Origin of the sequence: Micromonospora sp. (genome assembly GCF_048594385.1) — a bacterium.
GTDB classification, from domain to species: domain Bacteria; phylum Actinomycetota; class Actinomycetes; order Mycobacteriales; family Micromonosporaceae; genus Micromonospora; species Micromonospora wenchangensis.
Genome location: NZ_JBMDWU010000353.1, coordinates 1 through 11,388, shown reverse-complemented (window position 1 = coordinate 11,388; position 11,388 = coordinate 1). Strand labels below are relative to the sequence as shown.

The window sequence follows — 11,388 nt, the reverse complement described above, 5'->3', positions numbered from 1 at the left end:
CCAGCGCACCGCCTCGTCCTCGTCGGTGAACCGCTGCACGGTGATGACCGGGCCGAACACCTCCTGCTGGATGATCTCGTCGGCCTGGCGTACCCCGGAGACCACGGTGGGGGAGTAGAAGTAGCCGCGCCCGCCCACCCGTGCGCCACCGGTGTGCAGATCGGCGTGGTCGGGCAGCCGGTCGACGAAGCCGCTGACCCGGGCGAGCTGGTTGGCGTTGTTCAGCGGGCCGTAGAGCACGTCGGCGTCGTCCGGGGCCCCGGTGCGGGTGTTGCGGGCCTGCTCGGTGAGGGCGGCCACGAAGTCGTCGTGCACGCCGGGACCGGCAAGCACCCGGGTCGCCGCGGTGCAGTCCTGGCCGGCGTTGAAGTAGCCGCCCGTCGCGATCGCCTCGGCCGCCGCCGCCACGTCCGCGTCGTCGAAGACCACCACCGGGGCCTTGCCGCCCAGCTCCAGGTGGGTCCGCTTGAGATCCGGCGCGGCGGCCGAGGCGACCTCCATGCCCGCCCGGGTCGAGCCGGTGATCGACACGAGCTGCGGCGTCGGATGCGCCACCAGGGTACGGCCGGTGTCCCGGTCGCCACAGACCACGTTGAACACCCCGGGCGGGAGGAACTCGGCGGCGATCTCGGCCAGCAGCAGCGTCGACACCGGCGTGGTGTCCGACGGCTTCAGCACCACCGTGTTGCCGGCCGCCAGCGCCGGGGCGATCTTCCATACCGCCATCATCAGCGGGTAGTTCCACGGGGTGACCTGCGCGCAGACGCCGATCGGCTCCCGCCGCACGTACGAGGTGTGCCCCGCCAGGTACTCCCCGGCAGAGCGGCCCTCCAGCAGCCGGGCCGCCCCGGCGAAGAACCGGAACTGGTCCACCGCCGGTGGCAGCTCCTCCTCGGCGGTGAGCTGGCGCGGCTTGCCGGTGTTGCGCACCTCCGCGTCGACCAGTTCGGCCGCCCGGGACTCCACCGCGTCGGCGAGTTTCAACAGCGCCCGCTGCCGCTCGGCCGGGGTGGTGTCCCGCCAGGTCTCGAAGGCGGTCGCGGCGGCCCGCATCGCCGCGTCCACGTCGGCCGCGCCGGAGACGGGGGCCTGGGCGAAGACGTCACCGGTGCAGGGGTCGATCAGGTCGGCGTGACCGCCGTCCACCGGGTCGACGTACGCGCCGTCGACGAAGTTGCGTAGCTGCTGCTGGTCGCTCATGGTGAGGTCTCTCCAGGGGTGGCTGGGAGTGAAGTCAGCGGACGTAATCGCAGTCTGACTGCCATCTTGGCTACTGAATTCGCGGCAGACAAGGGCTTGGGCGACTGTTTCCGTGCGACTGCCTGTCGTCTACGCTGCCGACGTGGAACCGAGAGCGTGCTGGGTCGCCGGTCGGGCCGTCCACGGCGACGACGAGGTGACCGTGACCCACCCGTACGACGGTCGGGTGGTGGGGCGTACCAGCTGGGCCACGCCCGACCAGGTCGAGGCCGCCGTCGCCGCGGCGGCCCGGGTGGCGGCGGAGGCCGCGGCGCTGCCCGTGCACGTCCGGGCGGCGGCCCTGGACCACGTGTCCCGGGAACTCGCCGCACGGGCGGCCGAGGTGGCCGACCTGATCACCGCCGAGAACGGTAAGCCGGTCACCTGGGCGCGGGCCGAGGTGGGCCGGGCGGTGTCCACGTTCCGCTGGGCGGCCGAGGAGGCCCGACGGTTCTCCGGCGAGTTGCAGCGGCTCGACACCGACGCCGCCGCGACCGGCCGGATCGCCCTGGTCCGGCGGGTGCCCCGGGGGCCGGTGCTCGGCATCACCCCGTTCAACTTCCCGCTCAACCTGGTGGCCCACAAGGTCGCCCCGGCCCTCGCGGTCGGTGCGCCGATCATCGGGAAGCCGGCCCCGGCGACACCGCTGTCCGCGCTGCTGCTCGGCGGGATCCTGGCCGGCACGGACCTGCCGGCCGGCATGGTGTCGGTGCTGCCGCTGCCCAACGACCGCACTGCCGCCCTGGTCGACGACCCCCGGCTGCCGGTGGTGTCGTTCACCGGCTCCGGGCCGGTCGGGGCGCAGATCCGCCGTCAGGTGCCGGACAAGCACGTCACCCTGGAACTCGGCGGCAACGCGGCGGCGGTGATCTGCGCCGACTGGTCGTCCGACGCCGACCTGGATCTCGCCGCCCGACGGATCGCCACCTTCGGCAACTACCAGGCCGGGCAGTCCTGCATCGCGGTGCAACGGGTCCTCGTGCACGAACGACGCTACGCCGACTTCCTGCCCCGGCTGGTCGCCGCCGTGCGGTCGCTGCGCACCGGCGACCCGACCGCCGAGTCGACCGACGTCGGGCCGCTGGTCTCCGTCGAGGCCGCGCAACGGGTCGAGGCGTGGGTCGACGAGGCCGTCGCCGCCGGGGCCACCGTCGAGGTCGGGGGCCGCCGCGACGGCGCCAGCTATCCACCCACCGTGCTGACCGGGGTGCCGCCGTCGGCGAAGGTCTGTGCGGAGGAGGTCTTCGGGCCGGTGCTGGTGGTGGCGTCGGTGGAGACCGACGACGCCGCGTTCGCCGCCGTCAACGACTCGGCGTACGGGTTGCAGGCCGGCGTGTTCACCCACCGGCTCGACGTGGCGTTCACCGCCGCGCGGGTGCTGGAGGTGGGCGGGGTGATCGTCGGCGACGTGCCGTCGTACCGGGCCGACCAGATGCCGTACGGGGGCGTCAAGGGCAGCGGCGTCGGCCGGGAGGGGGTACGCGCGGCGATGGACGACTACACCGAGCCGAGGGTGCTGGTGCTGACCGGGATGCCGCTGTAGCCCACGCGCCTCCCTCGTCACCAGGTGCCGTCGTCCCGGACCCGGGGCGGGGCGAGGCCGAGCAGCAGGGTGGTCAGCGCGGCGTCGATGTCGTCGCCGAGGAACCACTCGCCCGCCTGGTCCAGCGCGAAGACCCGGCCGCGGTCGTCCACCGCCAGGATCGCGTCCGGATGCCCCGCGCCGATCGGGAAGAGCCGCACGCCGAGCACGGCACCGAAGTCCGCCAGGGTGTCGGCGGTGTACGCGGCGTGCACCGGATCGACGGAGAACCGCGAGATCCACACCTCCCGACCGGGCCCGCGCCGGCCGGACACCAGCCCCGGGAATCTGGTGAGGGCGTCCAGTGCAGAGGTGAGGTCAGGATGCCGGTGGGATATCTCCCGCGCCTCCGCGATCGCCTCCTCGGCGAGCCCGTCGTCACCGAGCCCCGGACGCCATCCGGCACTGACCAGCGCGTCGGCGACCTCCGGTGGGAACCGTCCCACCTCTGGCACGGCCTGCCTGTCGGGTCGCCACTGCCTGGTGAACGCCAGTTCCGACCAGCCGACGACCGCGAAGTGCACCAGGAAGTTCAGGCAGGAGTCGCAGGGACGTTCCGCCGGGCCGGCGTCCGGATCGCCTGGTTCGCGGACCAGGAACACGTCGATTCCGGTCGCCGTCAGCAGCGACTCCGCCTCGCGCATGGTCAGCGGGGGTAGACCGGCGGCGGCGCGTCGATGGTCGTACTCGTGCAGGACGTCCGAGACGACGACCAGCTCGGCGTGCCGGTCGCCGCCACGGACCAGGTGCCCAGCGGGCAGTTCGTCCAGGTAAGCCCGGACCAGGGGGTGGTGCCGCAGCGGCGGTACGTCCCCCTTGACGCCGTGCCCGACGTAGGTGCGGCCCTCGACGGTCAGGTGGGCCACGGCGGCGGGCGTCGGCAGCCGCCGGATCTCGCGCAGCAGCAGGCTGGCCGGGTCGACGGTGCGGGGTGCCGGGGTGCCGGTGGGGCGGCTGCGCCGGTACATCTGCTGCACCACCGCCGCCGGCACCCGGGGCCAGGTGGTGACCTCGCCGGTCTGCTTGTCGACGACGGTGGTCGGCAGGTCGCCGGGGTTCGTGTCGACGGCGCGGTCGACGGTCGACCGGATCACGTAGCCCAGGTCGAACTCGTCGAGCGTGGGCCGGCACTCGTGGCCGAGGCGCTGCGAATCCCGTCGGGCCCACACCTCGGCGAGCTGCTCGGCCTGTTGTCGATCGATCACGGCCCGAAACTACCGGACCCCACCGGATCGTGGCGCCCGGTATGGTTCGCCTGACTGACGGTGACGGGGGAGGATGGCGTTGGCCGAAAGGGTGGACCGGGACGCGAACCAGGCGCTCCGGGCGCGGTTCGACGAGGTGTACGGCCAGTACCAGCGGTTACGGTCCGGTGTGGACGACCTGCGTGCCGAACTGGCGGAGTTGCGGGTCACGGAACGCTCGGACGACGGCCAGGTCACCGCCACGGTGGGGGCGCGCGGCGAGCTGATCTCGGTGGAGTTGGACGCCGCCGTCTACCGGGACCGCGATCACCACGCGTTGAGCCGGAAGATCACCACGACGGTGCAGCGGGCCTGCGCCCGTGCCGCCACGGCCACCCAGGAACTGGTCGCCGCGCACCTGCCGGCCGGTTCGGGATCGGTGGAGTTCCTGCGTACCGGCGATTTCGGCGCACTGCTCGGGCGCGCCGACGCGGTGCTCCGACGGGAGGCGGAACGGCATGGGTGAGGGGCACCTCTGGCTCGATCCCGACCGGGCCCGACGGGCCGGGGCGGACCTGCACCTGGCCGGTGCGTCGTTGTCGGCGCGTCGGACCGCGCTTGGTGGGCAGATCGCCGGGGCCAGCGCCGGCCGTCCGTGGGGTCGGGACGACATCGGCGCGGCCTTCGACAGGAGTTACCGGGCCTACGAGGAGAGCCTGCTGCGCGCCTGGGCCGGGCTCGGCCGGTCCCTCGAACGGCTCGGCACGGACGTGGTCACCTCGGTCGACGCTAACGTCCGGACGGACACGGCGAGCGGACGGCGGCTCGACGGGGTGGCCGATCCGCGCGGCCCTCAGCGCTGACCTGCGGGGGAAGCCGTGAGTGTGCTGCCGAGCCCGATCCCGCACCCGCTCGACTACAGCCCCTGGGAGTTGCCGGGTTGGGCCTACGAGGCGCTCGACTGGGTGGTCGGGGTCGAGTGGCCGGAGGGAAACGAACGCGCCGTCTGGGACCTCGCCGACCAGTGGTACGCGGTGGCGGGTGCCCTGACCGGCCCCTGGGCCGACGCGATCGCCGCCGCCACCGAGGTCCGCAGCGGCTACGGCGGCACCGGGGCCGTGCCGGAGGCGTTCGAGGCGGCGTGGCGGCGGCTGGCCGAGGGTGACGAGGCCCCGTTGCCGGTACTGCTGGCGGTCAGCACCGACCTGGGGCGTCTGGTCGAGGAGTGCGGCAGCGACATCGAGGCCGCCAAGATCGAAGTGTGGATCGAACTCGGCATCCTGGTCGCGGAACTGCTCGCGCTCGCCGTCGCCGCCGCGCTCACCGCCGGGGCCGCCTCACCCGCAGCAGGCGCGGCGGTCACCGCCAGCCGGCTGGTGATCCAGCAGATCTTCCGCCGGTTACTGGCCCAACTGGCCAAGAAGGCGCTCCGGCAGGGCCTCAAGGAGGCCGGCGAGCGGGCCGCGAAGGAAGTCGCCCGGGAGGGGATGCGCGGGCTCGGCAGGCGGGCGGTCAAGGGTGGCCTGTTCGAGGCCGGGCAGGAGGCCGGGGTCAGCCTGGCGACGCAGGCGTACCAGAACTCCACCGGTCGTCGGCACGGCCTGGACCTCGCCGATCTCGGTGCGTCGGCGCTCGGCGGCTTGGCCGGCGGGGCGGTCGCGCCGCTGGCGGGCCTGGGACGGCACGCCAGCGGGCGTGCAGCCCGGGTCGGTGAACACGTCGGCCGCGAGATGACCGGTGAGGTGCTGGCGGAGGGTGCGGCCGGTCTGGCCACCGGGCAGGGGATGCCGTCGCTGGAGGACGCCAGCCGGGCCGCCGTGTCCGGGGTCGCCGGCTCGGCGACCGGGCAGGCGGACGCCGCGCTGCGCGCCCGGCTGACCGCGCTCGCCGGTTCCGCCTCCCCGCCGTCCGACGCCTTTCCCGTTCCGCCGCCGGTCGGTGACCAGGTGACGCCGTCCGCCGACGTCCTCGCACGGTCGCCCGCTGACACCCTCGCACCGAGGCCGGCAACGCCGGCCGATCCGGTCGTCGTGACCGGTGGTGCGGTAACGGATCCGCTGCCACCCCGTGACCCACCGGGGCCGGCCGGCCCCGACCGGGCCGCTGCCGCAGGCCAGGTCGATTCGCCGGCCGAGCCGACCTCGCCGGCACCTCCGGCCCGACCCGAACCCGTCGCCCCGCACGCGGTCGACGCTGCGACACCGTCGGTCTCCGCCGGCCCGGTGTCCGACAGCCCCACCCTGTCGTCGATCGCGGTGGATCAGGCTGCCTCCCCCGCCACGGCAGGTCGACCCGTGGAGGCGGTCAACACGGCGGTGCCCCACGCTGCCGACCCCGGCCAGGGCAATCCGGGCGGGGGCGTGACGACGGCGGGCGGACCACCGACAGGAGCCGCTGCGGCACCGGCACCCGTGGTGGGTACGGTGCCGACCGTCGGTGTACCGCCCGGCCCGACGACCGGCGTCCCGCCCGGATCGACGGCTGGTGCGCCGGTGGGACCGGCTCCGACGACCGTCCCATCGCCCAGCAGCGTGCCGGTCATCGGGCCGCACGGCCCGTCGACCGCCCCGGAGCGACCGGGCACCGCCGACGGTGACATCGGGCCGCAGCGGGTCGGGCGGTTTCCGCTCCTGGCGGCGCTGGCACCCGGACCCGTGGCTTCCCCGACCACCGGGCGATCCGACGACCCGGGACCATCGGCGAACGACGAACCACCCCGCCCCCGAACCCCACGGTGGTACGCGGCCAGGTGGGCGGCCGAGCGGGAGGCGCTGGAGCGGCGTCGCTACCAGGGCTACTTCGAAGCACAGCGACACTGGTTCGAGGACCGGCGACGCACGGACGATGCCGACCTCCGACGACAGGTCGCCCGTGAGCACGAGGCGAGGGCAGATCGTGCCGCCCGGCGTGCCGTCCAGGCGCACCGCGAAGGCCGCTCCCACCTGGCCAACTGGTATCAGCAGATCGCACACCGCGCGCAGGCCGACAGCTATCGGGAACTGGACCGGGCCTCGGCGATCATCGACGGCCGACTCTCACCCGCAGATGTCACTGTCGATGATCCAGACGACTTCCGCCGCATCAACGACGATGTGGCCGAGTTGGCCGGTGGTGGGGTCGAGACGGGGGACAGGTCGGCGCTGACCGGCGACGACGATCCACCGCCCATCGACCGTTCCCGCCGGTACGGGGAGTTCGGCGGGCTGCGCCCTCCCCTCGCGCTGCACCAGACCGACCTCGAACGGCAGATGCCCCGCACTGCGGACGGCGCCGTCGTGCGTACCGCCGACCCCCGGCAGGGCGGCTGGTTCGCGCTGACCAACGACGGGGGGCCGCAGGCCGATCCGACCCGGGGCATCAACTGCCTGGACTGCACCCTGTCCCTCTACGAGACGTGGTTGCACGGCCGGCCCAGGGTGGCCGCACCCCGTACGTTCGACGGCTACCTGCAGGGCGACGTCCGGCGTCCGGTCAACGGTGAGACCGGTGGACCCGGCCGGGTGGAGGAGGTCACCGGCGGGCGGTTCCAGAAGCTGTTCGCTGTCGACGAGGGTGTCCGGCCGGGCCCGGCAGCCCTGCGTACGTCGGTCGAGCGCGGCTACCGCAACCTGCGTGACCAACTCGTCCTCGGCGGCCACGGTAGCTACGCCTTCCTGATCACCGAGTGGGAGAACGGCGGTTCGCACGCCTGGGTGGCGCTCAACCAGAACGGCACGGTGCTCTATCTCGACCCACAGGCGGGCACGGTGCACGACCGCCCGCTCTACGGACACACGGGCCGGCGGCGACCTGACAACGTCGTCGGCATCGACGCGCTGATCCTCGCCGGGGACGGCCGACCGATGCCGTTGGGCGGGCTGGCGCGGGGACGGTTCAGCGTCCGTCCCGACCTGCCCGACCACCCTGCGGTGCCGGACGACGAGCAGGGCTACGGCGACCCCTATCTCAACCGCGTCCACCTCCTCGACGGGCCGGGATCTGCCGACCAGGCGGGACAGGCGTCGGAAGACTTCGGTCGACCGCCGGGACCTGCCGGCTCCCGCCAGGACGATGAACCGCAGCGGCCCACCGATCGGCCCACGCCTGGACGCCCCACTGAGATCGCGACACTGTTGTCCGGTGGTGCCGATCTCGGCGGGCTCCTCGATGTCGGTCTGTCCCCTGCCGAAATCTGTGCACACGTCGACGCCCCGATGCTCCGACGGCTCGTGCCGCAGTTGAACGAGGCGGACGCGGCGGACGTGGCGAGGTTGCTCGGCGATCGGCGGGTCGTACGGATGCTGGACGAAAGCTGGCGTGACCCTCCCATCGGACAGCAGCGGGCGCTCGCCGGCACCCTCTTACAGGAGTTGGCGCGTCGGCCGGACCTCGCCCGCATGATCCTGGCCGCGCCCGAACTGGCCACCTCGCTGACCGCCCGTCCGTTGACGCTGCATCACCTGGCCTCGCATCCGGCGGCGATCGACGCCCTCGGATCGGTGCTCGAGGAGATGACAGCACAGGGCGCGGAGAAGATCGCCACCCAGCAGCCGCCGGTGCCGCTGCCGACACCGCTCTCTGCGGAGCAGTTACGGATCAGTGAACGTGCTGCTACGCCCGGTGAGAACGTGCGGCAACCAGGGTTCGACAGTCGACGGGTGGCGGACCCTGGCTACCGCTCCGCATACCTCGACTCGCTCTATGCCGCCGCCGTCGTGGCGCAGGAAGAGTTGAACGGGCTCGCCGTGGACCTGGCGCATGAGGACGATACGGTCGTCGGCTCGGCCGGTTGGAGGCGACATCCCAAGGGCCGCCAACGGGCCGAGGACAAGGTCCGCAAGTACCGGGGTGACGTTTCCCTCCTCCGGGACCTTGCCGGCGCGAAGGTCGAGTTCCGGTCCCTGGGTGATCTCTATCGGGCACTCGATCGCCTGTGCGATCGCCCTGGAATTCGGATAGTGCGTTGCGAGGACAGGTTCGTCGTCCCGCAGGAGAGCGGCTACCGGGATGTGCAGCTCGTTCTGGAAATGTCGAACGGCCATCTCGCCGAGTTCCGGCTGCACCTGGCTGCCCTTGATGAGGTAGCGGTCTGGGAGCATGCCCTGTACGAGGTTCGTCGCGACCTGGACAGCCTTGCTCGGCAGGACAGCAGGACGATGACCGGGGTGGAGTGGGCCCTCGTGACCGGCATCCTGCGTGAGCAGCAACGGCTGTTCTGGCACGCGTTGGTGTCGACAATCGGGGAGACGTGATGTCGGGCGCGGGTGTGGGCATCGATCTGCCCGCTTACTACTCCTATTACGACTCTCCCGTGAAGGTCGTCGCTGCGGAGGGCGGGGTGCCGCAGGTGTGGCGCGTCGTGATGGAGACGGGCGGCTGGAGCCGGGAGGATGACCTCCTCGGCGAACTGCTCTTCGCCGCTTCAGGTGAGGTTGCGAAGCGTTCGGCTGAGGAGTTCGTGCAGGACGTGGAGAGATACCGGTCGAATTACCTGTCCGGCGACGGTCCCGTGTTCGCCCTCTATGAGACTGCGGCGGCGATTCTCGATTCAGCTCGGCGCGAGCGGCGCAACCCCACCCCGGGGGAACAGGCGATGGTGCGCGGCATCAGACGGAAGACCTTCGTCATGTTCGAGGAGGCGCTGCACTCCGCCGGAGATCCTGCGGCTGATCCGGATGTCGGTGCCTGAGGGCGCCGGTGTCGGTGACTGGTGGAGCGTGTGACCGGCGGTGCCCGATTAGGGTGGGGCGATGACGGACCCTGCTGCCAAGAAGCGTCAGACGAGCGCCTGGGTGTCGGGCATGGCCATCGGCATCGTCATCGGGCTGATCATGTTCCGGGACGCCGTCGGTGTGGCGTTCGGGATCTCCATCGGCATCGCCTTCGCCATAGCCTTCGGTGCCTTCGACAAGAAGAAGGAGGGCGGACGCGACGGTGAGCCCGGCTGAGACCGCGGGACGGCCGGAGCACGGGGACGCCGGGTCGCCCGGGTTGACAGTCGCCGAGGCGGTGGCCGTACAGGACCGGTTGCGACCCCGGGTGGACCTGGTCGGGCCGGGTCCGCGTCGGCCCGCGACGGTGGCCGGCCTCGACGTGGCGTACGCGCCGGACGGCGACCTGCTCGCTGCGGCGGTGACCGTGCTCGACACCGCGACCCTGACGGTGGTGGATCACGCGGTCAGCGTGGGCCGGCCCGCGTTCGGGTACGTGCCGGGGCTGTTCGCCTTCCGTGAGCTGCCCGCCCTGCTGGCCGCCCTGGACCGGCTGACCACCCGCCCCGAGCTGCTGGTCTGCGACGGGCACGGGTTGGCCCATCCGCGTCGCTTCGGGTTGGCCTGCCACCTGGGCGTGGTGACCGGGCTCCCCGCGATCGGGGTGGGCAAGACCCCGCTGGTCGGCGGCTGGACCGGGCCGGGTCCGCGCCGGGGGGACGCCGCCGAGCTGGTCGACGCCGGTGAGGTGGTCGGCCGGGTGCTGCGTACCCGGGACGGGGTGAAGCCGGTGTTCGTCAGCGTCGGGCACCGGATGGGACTGGACAACGCCGTCGCGCAGGTGCTCGCGTTGACCCCGCGGTTCCGGCTGCCGGAGACCACCCGTACCGCCGACCGGCTCTGCCGCGAGACCCTCGCCGCCGCCACCGGCCCGGCCCGCACCGCCGGCTGAGGGGCGCGGGCCGGCCGACCCGGGCGGTCGGGTCGAGGGGTAACGCGGCCCACAGGCGGGGCGCTCTGTCACCGGGTGCCCTGTCGCGCTGGTAGTAACCTGGCCGGCGGCCCCCGCCGGGGCGGAGGGTGAGGTGGGAGATGTCCGTGCGTCGGCAGGCGGCGCGGGTGGTGACCGTCGGTGCGCTGCTCGCCGGGCTGGTGACCCTCGGTGCGCTCCCCGCCCACGCGGACGGGGACCGGGTACGGGTGCGGGCCTCGGGTGGCTTCTCCGCCGGTGGTTCCCCGGGCGGGGTCGCGATCGAGGTGCGCAAACGCACCGACGGGTGTGTGCTGCTGCGGACCGCGCTGGGGTTGAGCCTGGCCGGGGTTGGCGCGGACCAGGTTCGGGTAGAGGTGAGTGTCGGGGGGCGGTGGTCCACTGTGCCCGTCACCGGTGGCGGCGGCGTGCTCCAGGTCTCCCGTACCTCGTCGGCGGGTCCACCGTTGTGCAAGGGAAAGAGCAGCACCGTCCGCTACCGGGTGGCGTTCCTTGCCGGGGCGCCGGCGGGCCGGCTGGACGTGGTCGGTGAGGCGACGACCGCGGTCGGCCGGCTGATCGGCCGGGCCGCCGACACGTCCCGGGTCGGCGGACGGGCTGCCGGCTCCCCGACGCCGAGCCCCACCCCGACCAGGAAGCCCACCCCCACCCCCGAGGCGACCACGCCCGCGCCCGCCCCGACGGCGGCGACCACCGGGGCCG

At 73.1% G+C, this 11,388-nt stretch carries 9 protein-coding genes and 1 pseudogene; 8 read left to right on the top strand and 2 right to left on the bottom strand.

The features are described from left to right. Positions 1-1,200, bottom strand: a 1,200-nt coding sequence (locus ACOJTC_RS18895; protein WP_420117870.1) for an aldehyde dehydrogenase family protein, incomplete at its 3' end; no start/stop codon positions are given. Positions 1,201-1,342: 142 nt separating this feature from the next. Here ACOJTC_RS18895 and ACOJTC_RS18890 point away from each other — a divergent pair. Then, positions 1,343-2,782 carry an aldehyde dehydrogenase family protein gene (locus tag ACOJTC_RS18890; RefSeq protein WP_420117869.1) on the top strand — a complete coding sequence of 480 codons (1,440 nt, stop codon included), beginning with the start codon at positions 1,343-1,345 and terminating at the stop codon, positions 2,780-2,782. Positions 2,783-2,799: 17 nt separating this feature from the next. Here ACOJTC_RS18890 and ACOJTC_RS18885 read toward each other — a convergent pair whose 3' ends face one another. After that, positions 2,800-4,026, bottom strand: coding sequence for an SUKH-3 domain-containing protein (locus ACOJTC_RS18885; RefSeq protein WP_420117868.1), 1,227 nt, complete (start codon positions 4,024-4,026; stop codon positions 2,800-2,802). A 73-nt stretch (positions 4,027-4,099) separates the two neighbouring features. On the opposite strand from ACOJTC_RS18885, the gene ACOJTC_RS18880 reads away from it, so the two are divergent. The 7 genes and pseudogenes from ACOJTC_RS18880 to ACOJTC_RS18850 form a co-directional block, all read left to right on the top strand. Continuing rightward, positions 4,100-4,531 (top strand): YbaB/EbfC family nucleoid-associated protein, encoded by a 432-nt coding sequence (locus ACOJTC_RS18880; RefSeq protein WP_420117867.1) that lies wholly within the window; start codon positions 4,100-4,102, stop codon positions 4,529-4,531. Further along, on the top strand, positions 4,524-4,868 hold the full coding sequence (locus tag ACOJTC_RS18875) for a hypothetical protein (protein ID WP_420117866.1): 345 nt from the start codon (positions 4,524-4,526) through the stop codon (positions 4,866-4,868). Before ACOJTC_RS18880 ends, ACOJTC_RS18875 begins: the two co-directional genes overlap by 8 nt. A gap of 15 nt (positions 4,869-4,883) precedes the next feature. Then, positions 4,884-9,236 carry a toxin glutamine deamidase domain-containing protein gene (locus ACOJTC_RS18870; RefSeq protein ID WP_420117865.1) on the top strand — a complete coding sequence of 1,451 codons (4,353 nt, stop codon included), beginning with the start codon at positions 4,884-4,886 and terminating at the stop codon, positions 9,234-9,236. Continuing rightward, entirely contained in the window at positions 9,236-9,673 is a 438-nt protein-coding gene (locus tag ACOJTC_RS18865; RefSeq protein WP_357931681.1) for a hypothetical protein, read from the top strand. The genes ACOJTC_RS18870 and ACOJTC_RS18865 overlap by 1 nt, the downstream gene beginning before the upstream one ends. A 61-nt stretch (positions 9,674-9,734) precedes the next feature. Further along, positions 9,735-9,932: a hypothetical protein gene (locus ACOJTC_RS18860; protein WP_204928238.1), complete on the top strand. Its 198-nt coding sequence runs from the start codon at positions 9,735-9,737 to the stop codon at positions 9,930-9,932. Next, complete coding sequence (locus ACOJTC_RS18855; RefSeq protein WP_420117864.1) at positions 9,919-10,647, top strand: endonuclease V; 729 nt, start codon at positions 9,919-9,921, stop codon at positions 10,645-10,647. Before ACOJTC_RS18860 ends, ACOJTC_RS18855 begins: the two co-directional genes overlap by 14 nt. Before the next feature lie 140 nt (positions 10,648-10,787). Further along, positions 10,788-11,388: pseudogene (locus tag ACOJTC_RS18850) on the top strand (hypothetical protein); the annotation flags it as partial.

What these genes read in the sequence shown, in the direction of transcription:
- ACOJTC_RS18880 (WP_420117867.1), top strand. Translation starts at nt 4,100, where the DNA reads ATGGCGTTGGCCGAAAGGGTGGACCGGGACGCGAACCAGGCGCTCCGG.
- ACOJTC_RS18875 (WP_420117866.1), top strand. Translation starts at nt 4,524, where the DNA reads ATGGGTGAGGGGCACCTCTGGCTCGATCCCGACCGGGCCCGACGGGCC.
- ACOJTC_RS18865 (WP_357931681.1), top strand. Translation starts at nt 9,236, where the DNA reads ATGTCGGGCGCGGGTGTGGGCATCGATCTGCCCGCTTACTACTCCTAT.
- ACOJTC_RS18860 (WP_204928238.1), top strand. Translation starts at nt 9,735, where the DNA reads ATGACGGACCCTGCTGCCAAGAAGCGTCAGACGAGCGCCTGGGTGTCG.